Genomic DNA, 25,203 nt, shown 5'->3' with positions numbered 1-25,203 from the left:
CTCTGCCCTCCCTGGACCCTCCCGCCACCGCTCGTCGAGCCCGTCGGCGCGCGGGGCGTCCTACGCCCGGAAAGACTGTGACCGGCGTCGCCTCGACCCGCGTACGCCAGAAAGCCGAGAGGCCTCACCATGACCACCGCACCCCGCCGGATCGACGTCCACCAGCACGTCGTCCCGCCCTTCTACCGTGACGCGCTCACCCGGGCCGGCATCGCCGAGGCAGGCGGGCGCGCCCTGCCCGACTGGAGTCCCGAGGCCGCCCTGGACCTGATGGACCTGCTGCGGACCGAGACGGCGATCCTCTCCGTCTCCACCCCCGGCACGGGCTTCCTCACCGACCCCGGCGAGGCCGCCGGCCTGGCACGGCGTCTCAACGACCACTCCGCCGCCGTCACCGCCGAACACCCCGACCGCTTCGGGTGGTTCGCCACGCTGCCCATGCCCGATCTCGGCGCGTCGGCCAAGGAGGCCGAGCGGGCCTTGGCGGAACTGGGTGCCGACGGGGTCACCCTGCTCTCCAACACGCAGGGCACCTACCTCGGCGGCGAGGGGCAGGACGCGCTGTGGCGGGTCCTGGACGCGCGCGGTGCCGTCGTGTTCGTCCACCCCGCCGACCTCCCGGCACCCGCTGTCGACGGCATCCCGCCGTTCGCCGCCGACTTCCTCCTGGACACCACCCGCGCCGCGTACCTGCTCGTCCGCAACGGCGTCCCGCGCCGTTACCCGAACATCCGGTTCGTCCTCAGCCACGCGGGCGGCTTCGTCCCCTACGCCTCCCATCGCATGGCCGTCGCCATCGCCGCTGACACCGGGCGCAGCCCCCTGGACACCCTGGACGATCTCCGCGGCTTCTACTACGACACCGCCCTCTCCTCCAGCCCCGCCGCCCTGCCCACCCTGCTCGCCTTCGCCCGCCCCGGGCACGTTCTGTTCGGCAGCGACTGGCCCTTCGCACCCGCCCCAGCCGGCCAGTACTTCGCAAGCGGCCTCGACAACTGGGTGGACCCTCACATCCTCACGGCCGTCAACCGCACCAACGCCGAAGCCCTCTTCCCCCGCCTGGCCGCGCGGGCGCCCGCGCAGGCTCCGGCCCGTCCGCTCCCGGTGCGGCTGCGTCAATCCGCCCAGCGGGCCGGCGCCCGCCTCTTCTACAAGCTCATCCAGCCGGGAACCAACTGAGAGCGACCCTCCCCTCAACCACCCCCACGCAGCACACGGGACAGCCCCAGAGCCGCTGTGCGCACGGCGGGGGCGAGTTGGGCGGGGCTGAAGCGGGCGCGGGGTACGGCCACCGAGAGGGCCGCGACCGTGGTGCCGCCGGCGAAGACGGGGGCCGCGATGCAGCTCACGCCCAGGGCGGCCTCCTGCTCCTCGTAGGCGAGACCCGAGACCCGGATCTTCTCCAGGGCCATCCGCAGACGGTCCTGGTCGGTGATCGAGTGGGGTGTGAGGCTCGGCAGCGGCCGGGACAACACCTCCTCGGTCAGCTCGGCGCCCGAGAAGGCGAGCAGGGCCTTGCCTACGCCGGTACAGGTCAGCGGCAGGCTGCCGCCGATACGGGACGGCAATTGCAGGGCCGCGTGGCCGTGGATGCGCTCGAGGTAGACCACCTCCAGGCCCTCCCGTACACCGAGGTGGACCGTCTCGCGGGTTGCCTCGAACAGGTCCTGGAGGAAGGGCAGGGCCGTCTCCCGCAGATCGAGCCGGTGCGGGACGAGCGAACCGAGCTCGAACAGCTTGCCGCCGAGCCGGTACTGGGCACCGGAGCGTTCCAGCCAGCCCAGCCGCACGAGGTCCGCCGCCAGCCGGTGCACCGTGGGCTTGGGCAGGCCCGTGCGCTCCGAAAGTTCCGACAGACGGTACGGTCCGCCACTCGGAGTGAAGGCATCGAGGATGGTAGCGGCCTTCTCCAACATGCTGGCGCCCGCGCTGTTCCGTGTCACGGAACAAAGTTTGTGCCCTCCCCGGGGGCGATGTCTATATCGATGTCCTACCCGATCGATCTCCTATCCGCCGCTTCTCCCGCCTCTTGGAGGTATCCCCGTGTCGACCGTGCCCCACGGCGTCTGTCCGAACGCCGCCCCACCCCCGGCCGTGGTCAAGGCCGCCGACCTGCTGACGGAGGCCGCCCGCACCGGTGCCGCCTGCCCGCCGGTGCGTGAACTGTTCGCCGACGGCGGCGATCTGGAGACCGCGTACGCCGTGCAGCAGCTGAACGTGCGGCGCGGCCTGGACGCCGGCCGGCGGATCGTCGGCCGCAAGATCGGTCTGACCTCCGTGGCCGTTCAGCGCCAACTCGGCGTGGACCGTCCCGATTTCGGTGCGCTGTTCGCCGACATGGCCGTACCGGACGGCGGCGAGGTGCCGGCCGGGCGGCTGCTCCAGCCGAAGGTGGAGGCCGAGGTCGCGCTGGTGCTCGGGCGGGACCTTCCCCACCGCGAGTGCACCGTCGTCGACCTGCTGCGCGCGGTCGACTTCGCACTGCCCGCGCTGGAGATCGTCGACAGCCGGGTGCGGGGGTGGGACATCTCCCTGGTCGACACCGTCGCGGACAACGCCTCGTGCGGGCTGTACGTCCTGGGCGCCACTCCCGTGCCGCTCACCGCGGTGGACCTGCGCGCGGTGACGATGACCATGACCCGTGACGGCGGGACCGTCTCCGAGGGCACCGGCGCCGACTGTCTCGGCAGCCCCCTCAACGCGGCGGTCTGGCTGGCGTCCGCGCTCGCCGAACGGGGCGATCCGCTCCGGGCGGGTGACCTCGTACTGACCGGCGCCCTGGGCCCGATGACGCCCGCCTCCCCCGGCGACGTCTTCGAGGCCCGCGTATCGGGCCTCGGCTCCGTGCGGGTCGGCTTCGCCTCGGAAGGAGACCAGCGGTGAGCACCAAGGTCGCTGTCATCGGCTCGGGCAACATCGGCACGGACCTGATGATCAAGATCCTTCGCCTGTCGGAGAGCCTCGAGATCGCCGCCATGGCAGGCATCGACCCGGCCTCCGACGGCCTGGCCCGGGCCCGCCGTCTCAAGGTGGCCACCACCCACGAGGGCGTCGAGGGCCTCGTCGCACTGGACGAGTTCGCCGATGTCGAGATCGTCTTCGACGCCACCTCGGCCGGCGCCCACCGTCACCACGAGGAGATCCTGCGCCCGCTGGGCCGGACCCTCGTCGACCTCACCCCCGCCGCGCTCGGCCCGTACGTCGTACCGCCGGTGAACGGCGACGCGCACCTGGACGCGCCGAACGTCAACATGGTCACCTGCGGTGGCCAGGCCACGATCCCGGTCGTCGCCGCGGTGAACGCGGTCACGCCGGTCCACTACGGCGAGATCGTCGCCTCCATCGCCTCCCGCTCCGCCGGTCCCGGCACCCGGGCGAACATCGACGAGTTCACCGAGACCACCTCCTCCGCCGTCGAGCAGGTGGGCGGGGCCCGGAAGGGCAAGGCGATCATCGTCCTCAACCCGGCCGAGCCGCCGCTGATCATGCGGGACACGGTGCACTGCCTGGTCTCCGACTGCGCCACCGAGGCCGTCACGGCGTCGGTCGAGGACATGGTCGGCCGTGTGCAGGCCTACGTTCCCGGCTACCGGCTCAAGCAGAGGGTGCAGTTCGAGCGCGTGCGCGCCGACGACCCGCTGCGCACCCTCGCCCCCGGCGCGGGCGAAGCCCTCAAGGTGTCCGTCTTCCTCGAGGTCGAGGGCGCCGCGCACTACCTCCCGGCCTACGCCGGGAACCTCGACATCATGACCTCGGCCGCGCTGCGCACCGCGGAACGCATGGCCGCCCACCAGACCACGGAGGTGGCAGCCCGATGACCCGTCTCTACGTCCAGGACGTGACCTTGCGGGACGGCATGCACGCCGTCCGGCACCGCTACTCCGTCGACCAAGCCCGCGCCATCGCCGCCACCTTGGACGCCGCCGGTGTGGCGGCCATCGAGATCGCCCACGGCGACGGCCTGGCCGGCTCCAGCATCAACTACGGTGTCGGCGCCCACACCGACTGGGAGTGGATCGAGGCCGTCACCGAGGTCACGCAACACGCCGTGCCCACGACGCTGCTGCTGCCCGGCATCGGCACCCTGCACGACCTCAGGCAGGCGCACGCCCTGGGCATCCGCAGCGTCCGCGTCGCGACGCACTGCACCGAGGCCGACATCTCCGCCCAGCACATCGCCGCCGCACGGGACCTGGGCATGGACGTCGCCGGGTTCCTGATGATGTCCCACATGGCCGAGCCGGCTGAACTCGCCCGCCAGGCCAAGCTGATGGAGTCCTACGGCGCCCACTGCGTGTATGTCACCGACTCCGGCGGCCGGTTGACGATGGACGGGGTCCGCGACCGCTTCCGCGCCTACCGGGACGTCCTCGACCCGGCCACCGAACTCGGCATCCACGCCCACCACAACTTCGCCCTGGGCGTCGCCAACACCGTCGTGGCCGTGGAGAGCGGCGCGATCCGGGTCGACGCCTCACTCGCGGGACAGGGCGCGGGGGCGGGCAACTGCCCGCTGGAGGCGTTCATCGCGGTCGCCGACCTCATGGGCTGGGACCACGCCTGCGACCTGTTCCCCCTCATGGACGCCGCCGACGACCTCGTACGCCCCCTGCAGGACCGTGAGGTCCGGGTGGACCGCGAGACCCTCAGCCTGGGCTACGCGGGCGTCTACTCCAGCTTCTTGCGCCACGCCGAGACCGCCGCCGCCCGCCACGGCCTGGACACCCGCGGCATCCTGGTCGAGGTAGGACGACGACGCATGGTCGGCGGCCAGGAGGACATGATCACCGACGTCGCCCTGGACCTGGTGGCCCGGGCGGAGGCGACGCGCTGATCCCGAGGGCGTCAGCGCCGCACTCGCGGCATCCCCAGCCCGATCCACGAGATGATCTCCCGCTGGATCTCGTTGTTGCCGCCGCCGAAGGTGAAGATGACCGCCGAACGGTAGCCGCGTTCCAGTTCGCCGTGCAGGACCGCGCCCGCCGAGCCCTCCTTCAGGGCTCCGGGGGCGGCGACGATCTCCATGAGCCAGGCGTATGCGTCGCGCCGGGCCTCCGAGCCGTAGACCTTGACGGCGGAGGCGTCCTGCGGGGTGAGGGTGCCCTCCTGGACGGAGTTGACCATCTGCCAGTTGAGCAGCTTGAGGGCGTCCAGCCGGGCGTGGGTGCGGGCCAGGAGGCGGCGTACCCAGGGCAGGTCCGCGACGCGGCGGCCGTCGGCGAGCTTGGTCTCCGTCGACCAGCGCTGCACGTCGTGCAGGGCGCGGATGGCCATGGTGCCGTGGGCTGCCAGGGTCACGCGCTCGTGGTTGAGCTGGTTGGTGATCAGCCGCCAGCCCTGGTTCTCGGCGCCGACCCTGCGGGAGACGGGGACGCGGACGTTCTCGTAGTAGCTGGCCGTGGTGTCGTGCGAGGCGAGGGTGTTGATCAGGGTGCAGGAGTAGCCGGGGTCGGTGGTCGGCATCAGCAGCATGGTGATGCCCTTGTGCGGCGGGGCGTCCGGGTCGGTGCGCACGGCCAGCCACACCCAGTCGGCCGTGTCGCCGTTGGTCGTCCAGATCTTCTGGCCGTCGACGATGTACTCTCCCCCACTCTCGGCTTCGCTCGAGCGGGAGGTGCCCCCATCCTCTCGCACCGCACGGGTCCGCAGGGACGCGAGGTCGGTGCCCGCGCCGGGCTCGCTGTAGCCGATGGCGAAGTCGATCTCGCCGGAGAGGATCTTCGGCAGGAAGTAGGCCTTCTGCTCGTCGGTGCCGTACCGCATGATCGTCGGCCCGACGGTGTTCAGGGCCATCAGGGGCAGCGGGACGCCGGCCTGGGCGGCCTCGTCGAAGAAGATGAACTGCTCCATGGCGGTCAGTCCACGCCCGCCGTACTCCTCGGGCCAGCCCACGCCGAGCCAGCCGTCCGTGCCGAGCCGCCGGATCGTCTCGCGGTAGAACCGCTTCTGGGCGGCGGGGTCGCCGTGCCGGGCGTAGGCGCGGTCCGGGACCAGTTCGGCGAAGTAGGCGCGCAGTTCGATGCGCAGTCGCTGCTGCTCGGGCGTGTATTCGAGGTGCACGGCGCCTCCAGGCTCCCCAAGGCCGGTCCTGTCGGCGGACACCGTAGAACGTGTTTCAGAAATAGGGAATGGCGATGTCGGTACAGGTGTCGGTACAGGCGTCAGTTCAGGGTGGCGAGGAAGTCCGTGCACGCCCGCGCGCACGCACGGCATGTCGACGCCGAGTCCTCCGCGCCCGGCTGCCGGTCGAAGGCGTGGGCGGCCTCCAGGCACACGGTCCGGCACCACTCCACCTGGGCGCGGATGGTGCTCTCGTCCACCTGGTTCTGCTCGGACAGCACACGGCACGTCGCGTCGCAGACCTCGGCGCACATGATGCCCTTGCGTCGTACGAGCTCCTGGTTCTCGGTGCCGTCCGGATCCACGAGGCTCGCGCGCAGCGCGCACGCCCGCGCGCACTCTGTGCACGCCTGCGCGCAGGCGAAGCGGTCCTCCAGGAACCGGAACAGCTCCTGCTGGGATGTCGTCGAAGTCACACCGCGCGGGTAGCCCGGGTCGAGGTCCGTCAAACCCGGTGTTCCCAAGGGAGGCGCCCGATGTGGGCAGGTTCGTGGTGAGGGCCAGGGGTACCCGCGCGCCATGACTACCGCATGGATGGAGATGGCCGCGGGCCGTGGCGCCCTCGGCATCGGGCTGGTCGTGGCGGGTGTGGTCGTCGTGGCCCTGCTGCTGGGGGCCTTCGTCCTCGGCGTTCGCATCAAGCGCAGGGAACTGCCCACGCCGCGCCCCGAGGAGCAGCCGCGGCTGCCCGACGACGGCCCGGTCCGCGAGGTCAGTGAGCGCCGGGAGCCCGAGGAGGTGCCGCGGGGCGAGGGCCGCCTGACGCCGCACCGGCTGAAGGCCCACGGCAACGTGAGCGACCGCAGGAGCGCGTCGCAGGAGCGGCCCCGGTGGAACAAGGGCAGCAGCGGTTCGGTCGGCAGCGGAGGCCCGGGCGGCGGGTGATCCCGCGCGGCATCGCCGACCGGGCGGCCAAGCGCCCCCGGAGTACCAGCGCCCACGGCCTGCAGGAAAAGGGCCCGTGCCTGCGCACGGGCCCTTTTCCATGCCCAGGTCAGGCCGGCGTGAGGTGGATCACAGGATCCGGGTGCAGCGTGGGGCGGGGTCCAGCGTCTTCTCACAGGTGTAGGAGGCCACTGAGACGCGGGACGGTGAGGATGGAGCAGGTTCGGGCGGACGGCTTCGACGAGTTCGTGGCCGCCCGTTGGTCGGCGCTGCTCCATGTCGCGCGACTGCTCACGGGGGGCGACCGGCAACGGGCCGAGGACCTGGTGCAGGAGGCCCTGGTGAAGCTGTGGTTCGCCTGGCCGAAGGTCGCGGACCAGGCCCCTGAGGCGTATGTCCGCACGGTGCTGGTGCGGATGGCGGCGCGCTCGGCGCGGCGGCGCTGGTGGGGCGAACGCCCGGTGGAGCAGCTGCCGGACCGGGCCGACCCGGGCGATGTGTCCTCCACCGTGGCGGAGCGCTCGCGGCTGGAGGCCGCGCTGGCGCTGCTGTCGCCGAAACAGCGGGCGGCGGTGGTGCTGCGTTATTACGAGGACCTGCCCGAGGCCCAGGTCGCCCAGGCGCTGGGCTGTCCCGTGGGCACCGCACGGTCCCACGCGTCACGCGGAGTCGCACGGCTCCGCCAGATCCTGTCCGACGCCGTCAGGCCCGTGGGGTGAAGGGAGACACGATGGACGACTTCGAGCGGGACCTGTCGCGGCTGATGCGCGACACCCAGCAGCACACCCCCTACGAGCCCGCGCAGCGGCAGCGGCTGCACCAGGGCATCCGGGCCCGCCGCCGGTCGCGGATGCTGTGGAAGGCGGGCGGCTCCGCAGTGGCGGTGGCCGGGCTCAGCGTCGGGCTCGCGCTGCTGCCCGGCATGCTCACCAAGGCCCAGCCCGCCGATCCCCGGCCGCAGCCCGCCACCAGCCCGACGCCCACGCACGACGACGGGCCGACGACCGGCGCCCCGGATCCGAGCCCTCCTCCGACCGGTTCGGCGACGTCGGTGCCGGCGACCTCACCCGGCAGCAGTACTCCGACCGGGACCACGAGCTCCCCGGCCGGCCCTCCGCCGACCGCCACGCCCTCCGAGAGCAGCACCACCACGACATTCCCCTCCGCACCCCCTCCCCCGACCCGGACGTCGGCCCCGCCGTCCGCCCTGGAGACGACACAGGAGCCCTCAGCATCGGTCAGTTCCGAGTAGCCGCCTGAGAGGCGATTCCCGCCAGGGGCGCCGTCACCCCGCATTCCCTTCACCGCACCACCGACACGGGCGCCTTCGGCATGCCCCGAACCGGCGCTCGCGTATGCCGCGCGCCAGAAAGAGACCGGTAAGCAGCCATGAGAACCGCACGGCGGCTGGCCCTGATCGACCGCCCGACCTCAGAGCTCGCCGCGTTGCCGCGCCGGGCGCCCCTGTCCGCGCACCACCGGGACCCCGTCCTCGACGTGGTCGTGCCCGTGTACAACGAGGAGAACGACCTGGAGCCGTGCGTGCGGCGGCTGCACGCGCACCTCGGTGAGACGTTCCCCTACGCGTTCCGGATCACCATCGCCGACAACGCCAGCACCGACGGGACGCCGCGGATCGCCGCGCGGCTGGCGGCCGAACTGCCGGGCACGGACTGGATCCGGCTGGCCGAGAAGGGGCGGGGCCGGGCGCTGCACACCGCCTGGTCGCGCTCCCGTGCCCCGGTGCTGGCGTATCTGGACGTGGATCTGTCCACCGACCTCGCGGCGCTGCTGCCGTTGGTCGCGCCGCTGATCTCGGGGCACTCGGACATCGCCATCGGCACCCGTCTGGCGCGTGGCGCGAGGGTGGTCCGCGGACCGAAACGGGAGCTCATCTCCCGTTGCTACAACGGGCTGTTGCGCTCGACGCTCGCCGTGGGCTTCTCCGACGCGCAGTGCGGTTTCAAGGCGGTACGGCGGGACGTCGCCGAGCGGCTGCTGCCGCTGGTGGAGGACCAGGGGTGGTTCTTCGACACCGAGTTGCTGGTCATCGCCGAGCGCGCGGGGCTGCGGATCCACGAGGTGCCGGTGGACTGGGTGGACGATCCCGACAGCCGGGTGCGCATCGTCTCCACGGCGCTCGCCGACCTGCGGGGCATGGCGCGGCTGGGCCGGGCCCTGGCCTGCGGCAGGCTGCCGCTGAGCGCGCTGCGCCGCAGCGACGGCGACCTCGCCGGGGAGCTGCCGGCGGGCCTGGCACGGCAGGCGGTGCGTTTCGCCGCCGTCGGTGTCGCCAGCACCCTGTGCTATCTGCTGCTCTACGTCGGGCTCAGACCGGCGACGGGGGCGCAGGCCGCCAACGCGCTCGCCCTGCTCGCCAGCGCGGTCGCCAACACCGCGGCCAACCGGCGGCTCACCTTCGGGGTGCGGGGGCGCGGCGGCGCGCTGCGCCACCATCTCAAGGGCCTGGCGGCGTTCCTGGTCGGGCTGGCCCTGACCAGCGGTTCCCTGGCCGCCCTGCACCGCACCGCGCCCGGGGCCGGCCGTGAGGTGGAGCTCATGGCCCTCGTCGCCGCCAACCTGGCCGCGACGCTGCTGCGTTTCCTCCTCTTCCGGGCCTGGGTTTTCCCCGCCCGCGACAACGACCGCCGTACGACAGGATCCTCATGAGCACCGTCGAGCTGAGCCGACCGCCGTCCGGCCACGGGGCTCCTGAAGTCACCCGTGGATCAGGGGAGTTCCGACGGCGGCTGCGTTGGGCCGCCGTGCGCTACGGTCCCGTGCTGCTGACGTACGGCGTGCTGAAGCTGGCCGGCTTCGCCGTCTTCATGTACCTGCTGGACTCGGCGGGCGACTTCCGGAAGAAGAACCCCCGCTTCGGCGGCGGCGAGCACCCCTGGGACGTCCTGGCGAGCTGGGACGGCTGGTGGTACCAGCAGATAGCCGAGCACGGGTACGACCCCGCCCTGGAACCCGTCCCGGGCGCGACCGGCCTGATCACCCTGGAGGGCAACTCGGCGGCGTTCTTCCCGCTGTACCCGGCGCTGATGCGCCTGGTCTCGGAGTGCACCGGGCTCGGGCTGTTCGGCGCCGGCCTGACGGTCTCCGTGCTCGCCTCGTTCGTGGCGGCGCTCGGCATCTACGCCGTGACGCGTCGGCTGGGCGGCCACCGGGCCGGTCTGGTCGCGGCCGGGCTGTGGGCGGTCTGGCCCGGCTCGGGCACGGAGTGGTCGGGCTACTCGGAATCCCTCTACACCGCTCTCGCCGTGTGGGCCTGCCATGCCGTCATGTCCCGCCGCTGGCTGACGGCCGGTCTGCTGACCTTCGCGGCCGGGCTCTGCCGTCCGACCGCCGCCGCGCTGGTCGCCGCCCTCGCCGTCGCCGCGCTGCTGTCCCTGCGCCGGCGCGCGGACGGTGTCCTGCGCCCGCTGGCCGCCGTGGCGATCGCGCCACTGGGACTGTTCGGCTATCTCGCCTGGGTCAACTACCGCATGGGCGACATCAACGGCTACTCCAAGCTCCAGGACGGCGCGTGGGCCCACAAGTTCGACTGGGGAGCCCATACGTTCAAGGTGCTGACGTCCCTGCCCGTCGGGCACTTCGACTATCTCTTCGCCAGGGCCTTCGAGGACGTCATCGGCGTCTGCGTCGTGCTGGCGGTGCCGGCGCTGACGGTGCTGCTGCTGCGGCTGCGCCCGCCGGCCGTGCTCGTCGTGTACACCGTGCTGTCGTACCTCATGGTGATGACGACCCAGCAGATCTTCGGCAACGTCTCGCGCTATCTGCTGCCGCTCTTCCCGCTGTTCGTCCCCCTCGCTCTCGCGATGAGCAGGCTGGGATGGCCGTCGCTGGTCACGGTCCTCGGCACGGCCGCGCTGGCCTCCGGGTCGTACGCGGGGTATGTGCTCTTCGAACTGGGAGTGCCCTAGAGTGCCGCCGCTGAGGCGTGAGATGCCTCCGAAACATTCCCTTCACGCAGGAAGTATTTAGGGGTAACGCCCGCTGCCTACGGTGCCTGCCTGTCGTCCCCAACCCGCAGCGAGGAGGCGTGGCATGAGTACGGAGCCACGACTGGCAGAAGTCACCGACCCGGAACCGGCGCAGCAGGCGGCGCCGCGTTCCGACCAGGCCGTCAAGGAGACCCTGGAGGACTACACCCTCCGCTTCGCGCCGCGCAGTTACCGGCGCTGGACTCCGATGGTGGTGGCGACGACCGCGCTCGGCGGCATCGCCTACATGGCCGACTTCTCCATCGGCGCCGGCATCGGCCTGGCCCACGGCACCGGCAACGCGCTCCTCGCGATCGGCGTCGCCGCCGTCGTCATCTTCGTGACCGGCTTCCCGCTCGCCTACTACGGGGCCCGCTACAACATCGACCTGGATCTGATCACGCGCGGCTCCGGCTTCGGCTACTTCGGCTCGGTCCTCACCAGCGTCATCTTCGCCAGCTTCACCTTCATCTTCTTCGCCCTCGAAGGCTCGATCATGGCCCAGGGCCTGAAGCTGGGCCTCGGGCTGCCGCTGTGGCTGGGCTATCTGGTCTCCACGCTGATGGTGATCCCGCTGGTGATCTACGGCATGACGGCGCTGAGCAAGCTCCAGGTGTGGACCACGCCGATCTGGCTGCTGCTGATGGTCGGCCCGCTGGTCTATCTGGTCGCCACCGACCCGGGGACCGTCGACCGCTTCCTCGCCTACGCGGGCACCGACGGCGAAGGCGGCGTCAACACCGCTTCCGTGCTGCTGGGCGCGGGCGTGTGCCTGTCGCTGATCGCGCAGATCGGCGAGCAGATCGACTATCTGCGCTTCATGCCGCCGAAGACCGAGGCGAACAAGCGGAGTTGGTGGACGGCCGTGGTGATGGCCGGCCCGGGCTGGGTGGTGCTGGGCGCGCTGAAGCAGGCCATCGGCGTGTTCCTCGCGGTCTACATCATCGCCGAGGTCGGTCCCACGGCGGCGCCCGAGCCGATCCAGCAGTTCAAGCACGCCTTCGACGCGATGATGCCGTCCTGGATCGTCCTCCCGCTGGCCGTGGCCCTGGTCGTGATCAGCCAGATCAAGATCAACGTGACGAACGCGTACTCCGGCTCCCTCGCCTGGACCAACTCCTTCACCCGGGTCACCGGGCGCTACCCGGGCCGGATGGTCTTCGTCCTGGTCAACCTGGGCTTCGCGCTGGTCCTGATGGAGGCCGACATGTTCAGCTTCCTCAACAGCATCCTGGGCTTCTACTCGAACTGCGCGATCGCCTGGGTGGTCACCGTCGCCACCGACATCGGCATCAACAAGTACGTGCTGAAACTGTCCCCGCACGCCCCCGAGTTCCGCCGCGGCATGCTCTACGCCGTCAACCCGGTCGGTGTCGTGGCCTTCGTGGCCGCGTCCGGGCTGTCCATCGCCATGTACTTCCACGCGCTGGGCGACACGCTCCAGCCGTACTCCCCCGTCGCCGCGGCCGTCATCGCCTTCGTCCTCACACCGCTGATGGCCGTCGTCACCAAGGGCAAGTACTACCTGCGGCGCACGGACGACGGCATCCCCGAGCCGCTTCTGGACGAGGACGGCAACCCCAGCGCCGTCACCTACGAGTGCCATGTGTGCCGACAGCAGTTCGAGCGGCCGGACGTGGCCGCCTGCCGGACACACGACGCCGTGGTCTGCTCGCTCTGCCTGAGCACCGACAAGGTCGGCGACCATGTCCTGCCGGCGGCGCCCGCCGTGGTGTGACGCCTGATTTCCCCCTCTCCGGCGAAGCCTTTCGCCTCGCGGGGCGGCATACTGATCTTGCGCTGCGCAGTGATCAGGCCAAGGGTCGGAGAGGGGATGGCGGACATGACCACCGAAGGACCGGGCGGGTCGGGAAAGCCCGACCAGCCGGACGGCGTTCCCTCGATCCCGGACGAGATCTGGCTGAAGTTCCTCTCGGACAGCGAGTACGCCATACGCGCCTCCGCCCCCAGGGAGCCCTCCGCGAAGGAGCGCGCGGCGGGGCGGCTGCTCCAGCCCCCGCACGCCGTCGGCGACCTGTGGCAGCCGGAGGACCTCTGGGTCCGGGTGGCCTGGCGGGACCTGGACCGCCGTGCCAAGGCCCGGCGCGTGGGACGGGTCGTCGCCACCGCGGCCGCCGTGGCCGTGGCCCTCGGCGCCTGGTCCCAGCTGTCGACCGGCGCGGGCACGGGCAGCCGGCCGGGAACGGACACCGTACGGCAGGTGGAGGGGGCGACCGCGAGGCTGCCCTCGGCCACTCCCTTCCCTTCCGGATCGCCCTTCCCGGAGCAGCCCAGGTAGCACACGCGGGACGGGTGCCCTTCCGCCCCGCCGCCTAGGATGAGCCCACAGGCCGGATCCGGTCGCTCGTCCGGGCGCGGCCCCCGCAGGCGAGTCACCGCAACGCGCACGCCGACCGAAGGGGGACAGGGATGAGCGCGCCACGCCTCCGCAGTACGCCGTTGCCGGGCATCGGGGTCCGCTACGACCTGACGACCCGGGAGAGCCGCCGCCTCTCGGTGGTCGCCCACCGCGACGGCCACCGGACGGTGAGCGCCTATCGCAAGGACGACCCGGACGCCTGCGACCTCTCGGTGCGCCTGACGACGGAGGAGGCGGCGACCCTCATCGACGCGCTGATGCCCGCGCACCACACACCGAACCTGCTGTCCACCACCGACCTGGGGCTCGTCGCCGAGCGGATCGAACTGTCCGGCTCCTCGCACTGGAACGGCCGGCTGCTGGGCGAGTCCCGCATCCGTACCGACACCGGCGCGTCCGTCGTGGCGGTGCTGCGCCGGGCCGAGGCGATCCCCTCCCCCGCGCCGGACTTCCGGCTCGCCGGCGGGGACATCCTCATCGTCATCGGGACCCGTGAGGGCGTGGAGGCGGCCGCCGAGATACTCGGGCGGGAGTGACCCGCCATGCACTCCTCCGCGGTCTTCCTGATCGAGTTCGGCTGTCTCATCCTCGGGCTCGGGCTGCTCGGCCGGCTCGCCGGGCGTTTCCGCTTCTCCCCGATCCCCCTCTATCTGCTGGCCGGGCTCGCCTTCGGCAAGGGCGGACTGCTGCCGCTGGGCGCCAGCGAGGACTTCGTCGCCATCGGCGCCGAGATCGGCGTCATCCTGCTGCTGCTCATGCTGGGCCTGGAGTACACGGCCGCCGACCTGGTCTCCAACCTCAGGACCCACTATCGAGCCGGGCTCGTCGACGCCGTCCTCAACGCCCTGCCCGGAGCGGCGCTGGCCCTGCTGCTCGGCTGGGGCCCGGTCGCCGCCGTCGTCCTGGCCGGAGTCACCTGGGTGTCCTCCTCCGGCGTCATCGCCAAGGTGCTCGGTGATCTGGGGCGGCTCGGCAACCGGGAGACCCCGGCCATCCTGAGCATCCTGGTCCTCGAGGACCTCTCCATGGCGATCTACCTGCCCATCGTCACGGCCCTGCTGGCCGGGGTGAGCCTGGCCGCAGGCGCCGTCACGCTGGCCATCGCCCTGGGCGTGGCCACGGTCGTCCTCGTCCTCGCGGTGCGCTACGGCCGCCATGTCTCCCGCTTCGTCTCCAGCGACGACCCCGAGAAGCTGCTGCTGGTGGTGCTCGGTGTCACCCTCGTGGTCGCCGGGCTCGCCCAGCAGCTGCAGGTGTCCGCCGCCGTGGGGGCCTTCCTGGTCGGCATCGCGCTGTCCGGCGAGGTCGCCGAGGGCGCGACGAGCCTGCTCGCGCCGCTGCGGGACCTGTTCGCCGCGGTGTTCTTCGTCTTCTTCGGCCTGCACACCGACCCCGCCAGCATCCCGCCCGTCCTGCTGCCCGCCCTCGCCCTGGCGGCCGTCACCACCGCGACGAAGATCGCCACCGGCTACTGGGCCGCGCGCCGGGCCGGGATCGGGCCCAAGGGCCGCTGGCGGGCGGGCGGCACGCTCGTGGCCCGCGGCGAGTTCTCCATAGTCATCGCGGGGCTCGCCGTCACGGCCGGCATCGAGCCGTCCCTGGGCCCCCTGGCCACGGCGTACGTCCTCATCCTGGTCCTCCTCGGCCCGCTGACCGCCCGCTGGACCGAGCCCGTGGCGACGCTCCTCACGGGGCGGGTGCGCCGGAGGAAGGCCCCGCCGGTCGCTCTCGGCGCTCACGAGAGCATCGAGGGCCAGGACCCGGTCGGCCGCGCCTGACGTGCATCGGCGGTACTGCAGCTGCGGCCCACCGCGAGCCTGACGTCTCCCGTGGGCCGTAGCTCGCGGTCAGCCGGTCTTCCACCCCCGCCGCGCGTCGATCCGCTCCCATTCCGCGTCCCACTGCGCCATGCGCCGCCGGTCCAGGGACAGCCGGATCAGCCAGGACGCGCCCAGGACCGCCCCGCCCGCCAGGGCTCCGGCCAGCGCGCCGCCCATGGTCGTGTGGAGCCAGGCCTCGCCTTCGGAGACCGGTGGGGTCGTGATGTCACCGCTGTTGTTCACCCACACGGGGACCGTGCTCCCGGCGGGAGCCCGGGGCGGCACCCGTGCCTCGTCCTTGTGCGTCGAACCGTCCGGCGCGGTCCACCGCACCTCGCCCCATACCCGGTGGTCACTCGCCGCGCGGGCCGGTGACGGGCCCGGCGCGTCCTTGACGACGACCGCCGAGACCTGGTGGCTCCCGGCCCGCTGCCGCTCGACGGCCTGCTCGACCGCGCCCGCCGCCAGCAGCCCCGCGGCCAGCCCGCCCAGCAGGGCGCACACCCAGCCGGCGAGCACGACCCAGGCTTCGACGACGTCCACGCGCCGCTTGAGCGCGTTGCGTCGCCACCGCCACCACCGCATGGTCGTACGCTCTGACGCTTCCATCGGCCGACACCCCCTCGTGAGCACCGGCAGCACCCTTCCAGTGTGCGCCTGATCGGTGCCCCTGTCGGCGCGGCGCTCAGCCGGGGGACGCGGAGATCCGCACGCGGTCGCTGTCGCCGCCGGAGAGGAAGATCGCCAGCGCCCGTCCCTCCTCTTCGGCGGCGGTGCGTTCGGCCCGCGTGAAGCGGCCCAGCGGGGTGATCCGGACGGTGTCCGCCTCGACGCTCCAGGTCGCGGCGACCCGGCCGTCGACCAGGACGACACGGGCACCGGCGACCGACAGTCCGCGGTGGGCGTCGTCGATGATCCGGCCGCGGTCGTGGTAGCCGAGGATCGCGTTGTCGAAGGCCGGCAGGAATCGCGTCGGGGCGGGGGTGTCGGGGTCGGGTCGGGGCGCGTCGGGGAGGTCCAGCAGTTCCCGGCCGCGTTCGTCGCGGAAGGCGACCAGTTCCTCGCGCAGGGCCGAGACGGCGGCGGGCAGTCCGGCCAGGCCGCACCAGGCACGCAGGTCGGCCGAGGCGGCGGGGCCGAACGCGGCCAGATAGCGCCGTACCAGTGTCTGTCCCACGGGGTCGGAGCCGTCGGGGTCCGGTGGGTCGATCTCGCGGCCCAGCCAGGAGGAGACCAACTCGTAGCGCGCTCCCCCCGTGGTGCGCCACAGCCCGCGTGGCGGGAGCTGCACCGTCGGGAGCAGGCCGGCGATGAGCATTTCGCCGAGCGGCCGGGGTCCCGCCGCCGGCCAGCGGTCGACGACGGCGCGCGCGAGTTCGCCCATCGTGCGGGGTGCGCCGTCGGCCATGACCTTCCGCCCGGCCGCCGCGAGTTCGCCGAGGTCCACCCCTGCCAGCTCGCGACGGTAGGTGCCGAGGACCCGCTGGCGCAGCATGGCGTCGTGGCGCGCACGCCAGGCCACCAGGTCGTCGGCCGTGACGAGGTGGACGGTGCGGCGCATGAGGTGGGTGCGCACCACGCGCCGCCCGGTCAGCAGGTCCGACAGCACCGTCGGTGCGAAGGACCGCAGCCGGGACCAGAGTCCGATGAACGGCTCCTGCGGCTCCTGCGCCTGGAGACCGCACAGGTGCGCGACGGCGTCGAGCACCGGCAGGTCGGCGCGGTCGAGGAGCAACTGCCGCGCCAGGGTGGCTCGGTTGAGCGCGCGGGCGTCGAGAACGGTCAAGGGAGCACCTCGGCCTTCGAGTCGTGTGCCGACCCGTGGTTCGAGTGGTCCGGGCGGCTTGCCCGGTCACCGTCGCACGGGATGCGGTCAGATCGTGACCGCATCCCGTGTGCGCGCCGAGGTGTCACGCCCCTCAGGACGGGGCCGGGTCGCGACCGGCTCAGCGGCGCTGCCATTCCTCCGCGAGGAGTCGGTAGGAGCGCACGCGGTCGGTGTGGTCGTGCGTGATGGTGGTGATGATCAGCTCGTCGGCGCCGGTGGCCTCCTGGAGTTGTTCGAGCTGGTCGGCGACGCGCCCCGGCGAGCCGACGAACTGGGTGTCGACGCGGTCGGCGACCAGCGCGCGATCCTGCTCCGTCCACGCGTGGGCGCGGGCCTGCTCGGGGGTCGGGAAGGGAATCGCGCCCTCGGCGGTGCGGATGCTGCGCACCCACGGTCCGTATCCGGTGGCCAGTTCGCGGGCGGTCGCGTCGTCCTCGGCCACGACGACGTCGGCGGAGACGCTGACGAAGGGCTTCTCGAGAGCGCCGGACGGCTGGAACGCGGCCCGGTAGCCCTCGGCCGCCTCCAGCACGGTGGCCGGGCTGACGTGGTAGTTGGCCGCGAAGCGCAGACCGTTGCGGCCCGCGACCTCGGCGCTCTCGCCGCCGCTGCTGCCGAGGATCCATACCTGCACGTCGGCGCCCTCGCCGGGGACGGCATGTGCTTCGAGACCGTCCGGCGAGCGGTAGTCGCCGCGCAGCAGCGCGAGGATGTCGTCGACCTGTTCGCCGTAGTCCTGGTGGCCTGCGCCCGGCTGCTGCAACAGCCGCTGCTGGAGCTTGAGGCGCGGTGAGCCGCGCAGGTGCTCGAAGGAGAAACGGGGCGGGATCCTCAGGCCGTTCGGGGTGCGCCCGTCGACGACCGGGGTGGTGGTCGGGCGGGGTTCCGCCGTCTGTCCGGGGGGCCGTCCGCCGGAGCGGCCGAGGCCCAGGTCGAGCCGTCCCGGGTGCAGGGCGTCGATCAGGCCGAACTCCTCGACGGTGGACAGGGCGGTGCGGTGGCCGAGTTGCACGGCTCCGGAGCCGATCCTGATCGTGGAGGTCGCGGAGGCGGTCAGGGCCAGTACGACGGCGGGTGAGGTCCCGGCCACACCCGGGTTGAGGTGGTGCTCGGCGAACCAGTAGCGGCTGTAGCCGAACCGCTCGGTCTGCCGGGCGAGGTCGATGGTGTGGTGCAGCGCCTCGGCGGCGGTGGAGCCGGACGGGATCGGGACGAGGTCGAGGACCCCGAGAGGGATGCCGGACATGGTCGGATGCTCCTCAGCGGTCGGGTGGTCGCGGACGGTCTCGGGACGTGACGGCTAGCTGCCGTTCTTCGGCAGGCCGGGCGGGTTGATCTCCGACCTGGTCACGGCCTCGTCGGACAGGCCCCAGCGCTTCAGCACCTTCGCGTAGGTGCCGTTGTCGATGATGTGGTTGATCGCGTCGGCGAGCGGCTCGGCCAGTCCGCTGTCCTTCTTCGTGGTGGCCGCGATGAGGCCCTGGAGGCCCGCGCCGGCCCCGGAGTAGGTGCCGACGACCTCCGTCTTCCCGCTGGTGGCCGCGTGGTAGGCGGCGGTCGGGTTGGGGCCGAGGTAGAGGTCGATCCGGCCGGACTGGAGAGCGAGGTAGGTGTCGCTCTCGTTCTGGTAGTACTTGATGTCCACCGGCTCGCGGCCGGCCTTCTTGTTCTGCGCCGACCACTCGACCAGCAGCTTCTCCTGGTTGGTGCCGCTGCTCACGGCGACGGTCCTGCCCGCCACGTCCTTCGGCCCGGTGATCTTCAGGCCGCTGCCCTTCTTGGCCGCGAACCCGAGGTTGTCCTCGCGGTACGTGGCGAAGTCGTACTTCTCCTTGCGTTCCTCGGTGACGGTGATGTTGCTGAGGCCGGCGTCGTACTTGGCGCTGTCGAGGCCGACGAAGATGTTCTCCCAGGAGACGGTGTTGATGTGGGGCTTGAGGCCCAGTACGTCGGCGACGAGGTGGGCGAGGTCGGGCTCGACGCCGATGACGGTCTTGTTGTCGGTGGCGTAGAAGGTCAGCGGTGCGGCGGAGCCGGCCGAGGAGACGAGTTCCAGGGTGCCTCTCTTGCGGATCTTCTCCGGGACTTCCGCCGCTATGGAGTCGACCTTTCCGGTCGTGATGCGCTTCTGGTCGGGGCTGATGTCGATCTGCGTCTTGCTGCCGTGCTCGGCCGCGACCTCGGTGGTGCCGCCGTCGGTGGGGTTGGCGCAGCCGGCGAGGACGAGGGCGGTGGCGAGGCCGAGCGTTGCGGCGGTGGTGCGGCGGGCGGCGAGGGTGGCCACGGTGGTGCTCCTTGCGTGCGTAGCGTGCGTAACGGGAGGGCGGTCAGAGGACCTTGGAGAGGAAGGCGCGGGTGCGCTCGTGCCGCGGGGCGTCGAGGACGGCCGAGGGCGGGCCCTGTTCCACGACGACTCCGGCGTCCATGAAGACCACGGTGTCGGCGACCTCGCGGGCGAAGCCGATCTCGTGGGTCACGACGATCATGGTGGTGCCGGTGCGGCCGAGGTCCTTGATGACGTCGAGGACCTCGCCGACCAGTTCGGGGTCGAGCGCCGAGGTGGGTTCGTCGAAGAGCAGCACCTTGGGTTCGAGGGCGAGTGCGCGGGCGATGGCGACGCGCTGCTGCTGTCCGCCGGACAACTGCCGTGGATAGGCGTCGGTCTTGTCGGCGAGGCCGACCCGCTCCAACAGCCGGCGGGCGGTCTCCTCCGCCTCCTTGCGCGGGCGGCGCAGCGCGGAGACGGGGGCTTCGACGAGGTTCTCCAGCACGGTCAGGTGCGGGAAGAGGTTGAAGTTCTGGAAGACGAACCCGATGTCGGTCCGCTGCTTCAGAACGTCCTTCTCCTTCAGTTCGTGCAGCTTGTTGCCGGAGCGGCGGTAGCCGATGAGCTCGCCGTCGATGGTGACCCAGCCGCTGTTGACCTTCTCCAGGTGGTTGATGGTGCGCAGCAGTGTGGACTTGCCGGAGCCGGACGGGCCGAGGATCACGGTGACCTCGCCGGCGCGGACCTCCAGGTCGACGCCGCGCAGTACCTCCAGGGGGCCGAAGCTCTTGTGGACGCCGTGGACGTCGACCATGACGGCGTTCATGGGCTCTCCTTCGTCAGGAAGCGCCGGGCGCGCTGGAACGGGGTGGGTGGCGGGGTGCGGTCGGCGCCCCGGGCGTAGCGGCGCTCGACGTAGTACTGGGCGATGGACAGCAGGGAGGTCAGGACGACGTACCAGGCGGTGGCGACGAGCAGCAGCGGGATGACCCGGCCGTTGCGGCCGTAGATCACCTGGACCTGGTAGAAGAGCTCGCCGATGGACATCACGTAGACCACCGAGGTGCCTTTGAGCAGGCCGATGATCTCGTTGCCGGCGGTGGGCAGGATGGCGCGCATGGCCTGCGGCAGGACGATCCGGCGGATCTGGCGCAGCCGGGGGATGCCGAGCGCGGCGGCTGCTTCGAGCTGTCCGTGGTCGACGGCGAGGACACCGCCGCGGACGATCTCGGCGGCGTAGGCGGCCTGATGCAGGGTCAGCCCGATGACGGCGGCGCCGATGGTGCCGATGAGGGTGTTGCTGTCGACGGACCAGAAGACGGGTCCGAAGGGGATGCCGAGGCCCAGCTCCTTGTAGAGGGCGCTGAGGTTGAACCAGAACACGAGCTGGACGATCATCGGGATCGACCGGAAGATCCAGATGTAGGCCCAGGCGACGGTCGACAGCAGCGGGCTGCGTGACAGCCGCATGAAGGCGATCACCGTGCCGAGGAGGAAGCCGAGAACGGTGGCGTAGGCGGTGAGCTGGAGGGTCACCCACACCGCCTGGACGATCGTCTCCGAGAAGACGTACTCGGCGAAGACGTGCCATTCCCAGACGGGGTTCGTGGCCAGGCCGTGGACGAACTGGGCGATCAGTACGAGCACGGCGGCGCCGGCGGCCCAGCGGGCGTAGTGGCGGGTGGGGACGACCTTCAGTTCGGCCGGGTCTTCGACCAGCCGGGGGGCCGGTTCTGTGAGGGTGTCGCTGCTCATGGGTCACCTGTGCTCGGGCGGGTTGATCTGCGACGCGTCGATCGCGGAGGCGGAGGTGCCCCACTTCTTCAGGATCCGGGCGTAGGTGCCGTCCTTGATCAGTGCGTCGACGGCGGCCTGGAAGGCCTTGGTGAGCGGGGAGTTCTTGGCGAAGGCGAAGCCGACGTCGAGGCGGTGGTACTCGCCGAGGAAGGTGGTTTGGGAGGCGGGCTGGGACGCCTGGTAGCGCAGGCCGTTGATGGTCGACATGATCACGTCGATGCGGCCCTGCTGGAGCGCGGTGAGGGTCGCGGCGTTCTCCGAGTAGACCTTCACCTCGTACGGCTTCTTGCCGGCCTTGGCGCAGATGTCCTTCTGGGCGGTGAGGGTCGTCTCGAAGGTGGTGCCGGCGCCGGTGCCGATGGTCAGCCCGCAGAGCTGCTTCAGGTCGGTGACCTTCTTCTTGAGGGTGGTGTCGCCCTTCTTCACGGCGAAGCCCTGGCCGTCGTTGATGTAGGTGACGAAGTCGACGGTCTTCAGGCGCTGGGTGGTGACACCGAAGTTGCCGGTGCCGACGTCGAACTTGCCGCTGCCGAGGGCGGGCAGGATGGTCTCGAAGGAGGCGTCCTGGCGGGCCGGTTTCACGCCGAGGACCTTGGCCACCGCGTCGGCGATGTCGATGTCCTGGCCCGCGGGCGCCTTGCCGGGGCCGTTCGGGTAGTAGGCCCCGGGCGGGAATCCGACGGAGCTGCCGATGCGCAGGGTGCCCGCCTTGCGGACGTCGGCGGGCAGCAGGGCGGCGATGGAGTCCACCTCGCGTACGGCGGCGACCGGGTCGTCGGTGGGTGCGGGGGACGCCTGGGCGCCCGCCGGACTGGTGCCGGGGGTGCCGCCGGAGCCGCAGGCGGTCAGCGCAAGGAGGGGCAGCAGGGCGAGGCCGACGGCGCCGCGCAGAGGGGTTCTGATCGGGCGGATGTTCACGGGTGGGTGGCCTCTCCGAGGTGCTTCTCGAACGGCAGCGGGCCGATGGTCTCCGGGTCGGCCTCGGTGTCGAACAGGGGGGTGTAGCCGGTGGCCAGGTACAGGCCGCGGGCTTCGGGCTGGCGCGGGCCCGTGGTGAGGTAGATCCGGCGGTAGCCGCGGAGGGCCGCCTCGTGCTCCAGCTCGGCGACGACGCGCCGGGCCAGTCCGCGCCGCCGGTGGGCGGAGTGGCTCCAGATCCGCTTCAGCTCGGCGGTGGTGGTGTCGTAGCGGCGGAAGGCGCCGCCCGCGACGGCTTCGCCGTGTTCCAGGAGCAGCAGGAGCAGCCCGCCGTGGGGCTCGGTGAACTCCTCGTCGGGGTAGCGGGCGATCTCGGCGTGCGCGTCCTTGCCGTAGCGTCTGGAGTACTCGTGGCCGAGTTCGCGCAGCAGTGGCTCGACGCGGGGATCGGAGACGGGAACGTGAAGGAACGTCAGTTCCGGGGCGGAGGTCATCCGTTCACCGCCGTGAGGGTCTGGGTGCCGCGCGCCGCACGCTCGGCGTCGCGCTTGGCGACCTCCTCGCGGACGATGGGGATCACATGCCGTCCGAAGTCGATGGCGTCGCCCAGCAGGTCGTAGCCGCGGGCGGAGAGGATGTCGACGCCGAGGTCGTAGTAGTCCAGGAGGGCCTGGGCGACCGTCTCCGGGGTGCCGACCAGGGCGTTGGAGTTGCCCGCGCCGCCGGTCGCGGCGGCCGTCGGGGTCCACAGGGCGCGGTCGTAGCGCTCCCCCGCCTCGGCGATGGCGATGAGCCTTTGGGAACCGGTGTTCTGGGGCTGGGCCAGTCCGTTGTGGCGCTTGGTGATCGCCTCGCCCCGCTCCTTGCGGGCCTTGATCGCGCCGACCGTGCGGTGCGCCTTCTCCCAGGCCAGTTCCTCGGTCGGGGCGATGATCGGGCGGAAGGCCACCTGGATGCGCGGCACATCGGTGCGGCCCGCCGCCTTCGCCGCCGCCTTCACCGTCTCGATCTGCTCGGCGGTCTTCGCCAGGGGCTCGCCCCACAGGCAGTAGACGTCGGCCTCGGCGCCTCCGGCGGCGTACGCGGCGGGCGACGAGCCGCCGAAGGACACGTTCGGGCGCGGCTGCTGGACCGGGAAGACGTCGCTGACGAAGTCGTGGAAGCGGTAGTGCTCGCCCTCGTGGTCGAAGGGCTCGTGCGTGGTCCAGATCTTCTTGACGATCCGGATGTACTCGCGGGTGCGGGCGTAGCGCTCGTCCTTGGTGAGGGTGTCGCCCTCGCGGCCCTGTTCGTGGTCGTTGCCGCCCGTGATGAAGTGCACGGTCAGCCGGCCCTCGCTGATCTGGTCGAGGGTGGTGAAGGTCTTCGCGGCGAAGGTCGGGTACGAGACGTTGGGCCGGTGGGCGAGGAGGATCTGGAGCCGGTCCAGCCTGCTCGCGATGTAGGCGGCGGCCGGCGCCGGGTCGGGCGATCCGGAGCCGTAGGCGAACAGCACCCGGTCCCAGTCGTGGTCCTCGTGCGCGCGGGCGAGGCGGAGCGTGTACTCCTTGTCGAACGCCGCGCCGGAGCGCGGGGTGGTTTCGGAACCGTTGTGGGTGGCGGCGATGCCGAGGAACTCCACGGGCATGGGTACGGCCTTTCCTCAAGTCCTCTGAGACCGCGCCGAGTTCGCGGAAACGGGCACGGCGGGGCGGCCCTCGGGGCGGCCGGGTGTGACGGCGCCTCAGGGCGTGCGGAACCAGGTGGTGAACAGGGGTGATGACGCCGGGGTACGGGCCCCTGGCGGGGTGGGGCGACGGCAGCGCGTGTCAGAAGAGAGACTCGGCCCGCGACGGGGACACCGAGGGAGGGAAGGGCCGGTCAGACGGCCCGCTGCCGTGTCAGGCGCAACACGCCGCGGACCACACTCGACCGAAGTCGATGTGGACCCGGCTGACCAGGCGCTGTCCGGCATTCATGCGACTACTTGAGCAGGACATCTCGCTTTTCGTCAACCACGGCTCGGATGCCGGACGGGAGTTGAACGGTTCCTGTGCGTGGTTGACACCTGTGTGTGTCGGACCTCTACGATCGGGCGCACCGCGTTGAGGGACGCGGCGAGCGTGATGACGCCCCGAGCCGGACTCCGGCCCGTACCCATGCCGCGCCTCCCTCCCTGGAGATCCTTCCGATGGTCTCGCTCCCCGATCTCACCGACTCCGCACCCGCCGCGTCCGCAGGACCTCCGACGGCGTCCTCCGGACTGATTCCGGGTCGGAAGTCCGACGAGGATCCGCCGCGGATCGTGCCGCGCCGGCGCGTCGGCCGGCTGCTGTCCGCGGCCGTCGCGCTGCTGGCCTTCGCGATGGTGGTCAACTCCGTCGTCCGCAACCGCGCCTTCCAATGGGACGTGGTGGGCCTCTACTTCACCAGTGGCGCCGTGCTGGACGGGCTGCTCCTCACCCTGTGGCTGACCGGTGTGGTGATGGTGCTCGGCTTCCTGCTCGGCATCCCGCTGGCGGTGATGCGGCTGTCCGACAACCCCGTGCTGGCCACACTGAGCTGGGGCTTCGTATGGGTCTTCCGGTCCACTCCGCTGCTGGTGCAGCTGCTGTTCTGGTTCAACATCGGCGCCCTCTACCCGACGCTCGGCCTCGGCGTCCCGTTCGGCCCGCAGTTCATCACCGTCAAGACGGTGAACCTGCTCGGCCCGGCGCTCACCGCCGTCATCGGGCTGACGCTGCACGAGGCCGCCTACGCCGCGGAGGTGGTGCGCGGCGGCATCCTGTCGGTGGACGCCGGCCAGACGGAGGCGGCCCAGGCCCTCGGCATCGGCAGGGCGCGCACCTTGCGCCGGATCGTGGTGCCGCAGGCGATGCGCTCCATCGTGCCGACCGCAGGCAACATGCTGATCGGCACCCTGAAGGGCACGAGCATCGTGAGTGTGCTGGCCGTGCACGACCTGCTGTACTCGGCCCAACTGGTCTACAACCAGACCTACCAGGTCATCCCGCTGCTGATGGTCGCCACGCTCTGGTACATCGCCGTCACCACCGTGCTCAGCGTGGGGCAGTTCTATGTGGAGCGGCACTACGCGCGGGGCGCGGCGCGGGCCCTGCCGCCCACGCCCGTGCAGAAGCTGAGGGCCCGGCTGGCCGGATACCGCCGCTCCCCGCGTTCCCTACATTCCCTATAGAATTACTAGGAAAGTATTGACGGCG

The 25,203-nt window shown here is 71.5% G+C and carries 26 protein-coding genes; 14 read left to right on the top strand and 12 right to left on the bottom strand.

Going from position 1 to position 25,203, the window contains the following annotated elements; translation table 11 throughout:
* Positions 1 to 129: 129 nt before the first annotated feature.
* Complete coding sequence (locus tag KJK29_RS37275) at positions 130 to 1,179, top strand: amidohydrolase family protein (RefSeq protein ID WP_215123812.1); 1,050 nt, start codon at positions 130 to 132, stop codon at positions 1,177 to 1,179.
* Between the two features lie 14 nt (positions 1,180 to 1,193).
* Here the strand turns inward: KJK29_RS37275 and KJK29_RS37270 are convergent, their stop codons facing one another.
* Positions 1,194 to 1,916: an IclR family transcriptional regulator gene (locus KJK29_RS37270; RefSeq protein ID WP_215124596.1), complete on the bottom strand. Its 723-nt coding sequence runs from the start codon at positions 1,914 to 1,916 to the stop codon at positions 1,194 to 1,196.
* Positions 1,917 to 2,043: 127 nt separating this feature from the next.
* On the opposite strand from KJK29_RS37270, the gene KJK29_RS37265 reads away from it, so the two are divergent.
* From KJK29_RS37265 to dmpG, 3 genes are read left to right on the top strand one after another with little or no spacing between them, the layout of a single operon-like run.
* Entirely contained in the window at positions 2,044 to 2,883 is an 840-nt protein-coding gene (locus KJK29_RS37265) for a 2-keto-4-pentenoate hydratase (protein ID WP_251058043.1), read from the top strand.
* Positions 2,880 to 3,818 carry an acetaldehyde dehydrogenase (acetylating) gene (locus KJK29_RS37260; RefSeq protein WP_215123803.1) on the top strand — a complete coding sequence of 313 codons (939 nt, stop codon included), beginning with the start codon at positions 2,880 to 2,882 and terminating at the stop codon, positions 3,816 to 3,818. The genes KJK29_RS37265 and KJK29_RS37260 overlap by 4 nt, the downstream gene beginning before the upstream one ends.
* Positions 3,815 to 4,834, top strand: a complete 1,020-nt coding sequence (gene dmpG / locus KJK29_RS37255) for a 4-hydroxy-2-oxovalerate aldolase (protein WP_215123796.1) — start codon at positions 3,815 to 3,817, stop codon at positions 4,832 to 4,834. Before KJK29_RS37260 ends, dmpG begins: the two co-directional genes overlap by 4 nt.
* 11 nt (positions 4,835 to 4,845) lie before the next feature.
* On the opposite strand, the gene KJK29_RS37250 is transcribed toward dmpG, so the two are convergent.
* A complete protein-coding gene (locus tag KJK29_RS37250) occupies positions 4,846 to 6,060 on the bottom strand; it encodes an acyl-CoA dehydrogenase family protein (RefSeq protein WP_215123794.1) in 1,215 nt (404 codons plus the stop codon).
* 101 nt (positions 6,061 to 6,161) lie between these two features.
* Positions 6,162 to 6,536 (bottom strand): ferredoxin, encoded by a 375-nt coding sequence (locus KJK29_RS37245; protein WP_215123792.1) that lies wholly within the window; start codon positions 6,534 to 6,536, stop codon positions 6,162 to 6,164.
* A gap of 103 nt (positions 6,537 to 6,639) precedes the next feature.
* Between KJK29_RS37245 and KJK29_RS37240 the strand changes: the two genes are divergently transcribed.
* From KJK29_RS37240 to KJK29_RS37200, 9 genes are all read left to right on the top strand, one after another.
* Positions 6,640 to 7,005 (top strand): DUF6479 family protein, encoded by a 366-nt coding sequence (locus tag KJK29_RS37240; RefSeq protein ID WP_215123790.1) that lies wholly within the window; start codon positions 6,640 to 6,642, stop codon positions 7,003 to 7,005.
* A gap of 212 nt (positions 7,006 to 7,217) precedes the next feature.
* Complete coding sequence (locus KJK29_RS37235) at positions 7,218 to 7,724, top strand: SigE family RNA polymerase sigma factor (protein WP_215123788.1); 507 nt, start codon at positions 7,218 to 7,220, stop codon at positions 7,722 to 7,724.
* Between the two features lie 11 nt (positions 7,725 to 7,735).
* The gene (locus KJK29_RS37230) at positions 7,736 to 8,257 is read left to right on the top strand and encodes a cellulase (RefSeq protein WP_215123786.1); all 522 of its coding nucleotides are present in this window, start codon (positions 7,736 to 7,738) and stop codon (positions 8,255 to 8,257) included.
* A 137-nt stretch (positions 8,258 to 8,394) separates the two neighbouring features.
* On the top strand, positions 8,395 to 9,675 hold the full coding sequence (locus KJK29_RS37225; RefSeq protein ID WP_215123784.1) for a bifunctional glycosyltransferase family 2/GtrA family protein: 1,281 nt from the start codon (positions 8,395 to 8,397) through the stop codon (positions 9,673 to 9,675).
* Entirely contained in the window at positions 9,672 to 10,934 is a 1,263-nt protein-coding gene (locus KJK29_RS37220) for a glycosyltransferase family protein (RefSeq protein WP_251058042.1), read from the top strand. Before KJK29_RS37225 ends, KJK29_RS37220 begins: the two co-directional genes overlap by 4 nt.
* 124 nt (positions 10,935 to 11,058) lie before the next feature.
* Positions 11,059 to 12,732, top strand: a complete 1,674-nt coding sequence (locus KJK29_RS37215; protein WP_215123782.1) for a purine-cytosine permease family protein — start codon at positions 11,059 to 11,061, stop codon at positions 12,730 to 12,732.
* 105 nt (positions 12,733 to 12,837) lie between these two features.
* The gene (locus KJK29_RS37210; RefSeq protein ID WP_215123780.1) at positions 12,838 to 13,293 is read left to right on the top strand and encodes a hypothetical protein; all 456 of its coding nucleotides are present in this window, start codon (positions 12,838 to 12,840) and stop codon (positions 13,291 to 13,293) included.
* A gap of 131 nt (positions 13,294 to 13,424) precedes the next feature.
* Entirely contained in the window at positions 13,425 to 13,910 is a 486-nt protein-coding gene (locus KJK29_RS37205; protein WP_215123779.1) for a cation:proton antiporter regulatory subunit, read from the top strand.
* A gap of 6 nt (positions 13,911 to 13,916) precedes the next feature.
* Positions 13,917 to 15,152 (top strand): cation:proton antiporter, encoded by a 1,236-nt coding sequence (locus KJK29_RS37200; protein WP_215123777.1) that lies wholly within the window; start codon positions 13,917 to 13,919, stop codon positions 15,150 to 15,152.
* A gap of 69 nt (positions 15,153 to 15,221) precedes the next feature.
* Here KJK29_RS37200 and KJK29_RS37195 read toward each other — a convergent pair whose 3' ends face one another.
* The 9 genes from KJK29_RS37195 to KJK29_RS37155 form a co-directional block, all read right to left on the bottom strand.
* Complete coding sequence (locus KJK29_RS37195; protein ID WP_251058041.1) at positions 15,222 to 15,803, bottom strand: Rv1733c family protein; 582 nt, start codon at positions 15,801 to 15,803, stop codon at positions 15,222 to 15,224.
* Between the two features lie 76 nt (positions 15,804 to 15,879).
* On the bottom strand, positions 15,880 to 16,980 hold the full coding sequence (locus KJK29_RS37190; RefSeq protein WP_215123775.1) for a winged helix DNA-binding domain-containing protein: 1,101 nt from the start codon (positions 16,978 to 16,980) through the stop codon (positions 15,880 to 15,882).
* A 160-nt stretch (positions 16,981 to 17,140) separates the two neighbouring features.
* A complete protein-coding gene (locus tag KJK29_RS37185) occupies positions 17,141 to 18,268 on the bottom strand; it encodes an LLM class flavin-dependent oxidoreductase (protein ID WP_215123773.1) in 1,128 nt (375 codons plus the stop codon).
* 54 nt (positions 18,269 to 18,322) lie between these two features.
* The gene (locus tag KJK29_RS37180) at positions 18,323 to 19,306 is read right to left on the bottom strand and encodes an ABC transporter substrate-binding protein (RefSeq protein WP_215123771.1); all 984 of its coding nucleotides are present in this window, start codon (positions 19,304 to 19,306) and stop codon (positions 18,323 to 18,325) included.
* A gap of 43 nt (positions 19,307 to 19,349) precedes the next feature.
* Positions 19,350 to 20,114, bottom strand: a complete 765-nt coding sequence (locus KJK29_RS37175) for an amino acid ABC transporter ATP-binding protein (protein WP_285439963.1) — start codon at positions 20,112 to 20,114, stop codon at positions 19,350 to 19,352.
* A complete protein-coding gene (locus KJK29_RS37170) occupies positions 20,111 to 21,043 on the bottom strand; it encodes an amino acid ABC transporter permease (protein ID WP_215123769.1) in 933 nt (310 codons plus the stop codon). Before KJK29_RS37170 ends, KJK29_RS37175 begins: the two co-directional genes overlap by 4 nt.
* A gap of 3 nt (positions 21,044 to 21,046) precedes the next feature.
* Positions 21,047 to 22,003: an ABC transporter substrate-binding protein gene (locus KJK29_RS37165; protein WP_215123767.1), complete on the bottom strand. Its 957-nt coding sequence runs from the start codon at positions 22,001 to 22,003 to the stop codon at positions 21,047 to 21,049.
* Positions 22,000 to 22,497: a GNAT family N-acetyltransferase gene (locus KJK29_RS37160; protein ID WP_215123765.1), complete on the bottom strand. Its 498-nt coding sequence runs from the start codon at positions 22,495 to 22,497 to the stop codon at positions 22,000 to 22,002. Before KJK29_RS37160 ends, KJK29_RS37165 begins: the two co-directional genes overlap by 4 nt.
* Positions 22,494 to 23,630 (bottom strand): LLM class flavin-dependent oxidoreductase, encoded by a 1,137-nt coding sequence (locus KJK29_RS37155; protein WP_215123763.1) that lies wholly within the window; start codon positions 23,628 to 23,630, stop codon positions 22,494 to 22,496. Before KJK29_RS37155 ends, KJK29_RS37160 begins: the two co-directional genes overlap by 4 nt.
* Before the next feature lie 543 nt (positions 23,631 to 24,173).
* On the opposite strand from KJK29_RS37155, the gene KJK29_RS37150 reads away from it, so the two are divergent.
* Positions 24,174 to 25,178 (top strand): amino acid ABC transporter permease, encoded by a 1,005-nt coding sequence (locus KJK29_RS37150; RefSeq protein ID WP_215123761.1) that lies wholly within the window; start codon positions 24,174 to 24,176, stop codon positions 25,176 to 25,178.
* The last annotated feature ends 25 nt before the right edge of the window (positions 25,179 to 25,203 follow it).

This window comes from Streptomyces koelreuteriae, from assembly GCF_018604545.1.
Taxonomy (GTDB): domain Bacteria; phylum Actinomycetota; class Actinomycetes; order Streptomycetales; family Streptomycetaceae; genus Streptomyces; species Streptomyces koelreuteriae.
This window is presented reverse-complemented; position numbering and strand designations above follow the sequence as displayed.

Coding starts and splice junctions, on each gene's coding strand:
- KJK29_RS37275 (WP_215123812.1), top strand. CDS start 130: ATGACCACCGCACCCCGCCGGATCGACGTCCACCAGCACGTCGTCCCG.
- KJK29_RS37270 (WP_215124596.1), bottom strand. CDS start 1,916: ATGTTGGAGAAGGCCGCTACCATCCTCGATGCCTTCACTCCGAGTGGC.
- dmpG (WP_215123796.1), top strand. CDS start 3,815: ATGACCCGTCTCTACGTCCAGGACGTGACCTTGCGGGACGGCATGCAC.
- KJK29_RS37240 (WP_215123790.1), top strand. CDS start 6,640: ATGACTACCGCATGGATGGAGATGGCCGCGGGCCGTGGCGCCCTCGGC.
- KJK29_RS37235 (WP_215123788.1), top strand. CDS start 7,218: ATGGAGCAGGTTCGGGCGGACGGCTTCGACGAGTTCGTGGCCGCCCGT.
- KJK29_RS37230 (WP_215123786.1), top strand. CDS start 7,736: ATGGACGACTTCGAGCGGGACCTGTCGCGGCTGATGCGCGACACCCAG.
- KJK29_RS37225 (WP_215123784.1), top strand. CDS start 8,395: ATGAGAACCGCACGGCGGCTGGCCCTGATCGACCGCCCGACCTCAGAG.
- KJK29_RS37220 (WP_251058042.1), top strand. CDS start 9,672: ATGAGCACCGTCGAGCTGAGCCGACCGCCGTCCGGCCACGGGGCTCCT.
- KJK29_RS37215 (WP_215123782.1), top strand. CDS start 11,059: ATGAGTACGGAGCCACGACTGGCAGAAGTCACCGACCCGGAACCGGCG.
- KJK29_RS37210 (WP_215123780.1), top strand. CDS start 12,838: ATGACCACCGAAGGACCGGGCGGGTCGGGAAAGCCCGACCAGCCGGAC.
- KJK29_RS37205 (WP_215123779.1), top strand. CDS start 13,425: ATGAGCGCGCCACGCCTCCGCAGTACGCCGTTGCCGGGCATCGGGGTC.
- KJK29_RS37200 (WP_215123777.1), top strand. CDS start 13,917: ATGCACTCCTCCGCGGTCTTCCTGATCGAGTTCGGCTGTCTCATCCTC.
- KJK29_RS37195 (WP_251058041.1), bottom strand. CDS start 15,803: ATGGAAGCGTCAGAGCGTACGACCATGCGGTGGTGGCGGTGGCGACGC.
- KJK29_RS37185 (WP_215123773.1), bottom strand. CDS start 18,268: ATGTCCGGCATCCCTCTCGGGGTCCTCGACCTCGTCCCGATCCCGTCC.
- KJK29_RS37175 (WP_285439963.1), bottom strand. CDS start 20,114: ATGAACGCCGTCATGGTCGACGTCCACGGCGTCCACAAGAGCTTCGGC.
- KJK29_RS37170 (WP_215123769.1), bottom strand. CDS start 21,043: ATGAGCAGCGACACCCTCACAGAACCGGCCCCCCGGCTGGTCGAAGAC.
- KJK29_RS37160 (WP_215123765.1), bottom strand. CDS start 22,497: ATGACCTCCGCCCCGGAACTGACGTTCCTTCACGTTCCCGTCTCCGAT.
- KJK29_RS37155 (WP_215123763.1), bottom strand. CDS start 23,630: ATGCCCGTGGAGTTCCTCGGCATCGCCGCCACCCACAACGGTTCCGAA.
- KJK29_RS37150 (WP_215123761.1), top strand. CDS start 24,174: ATGGTCTCGCTCCCCGATCTCACCGACTCCGCACCCGCCGCGTCCGCA.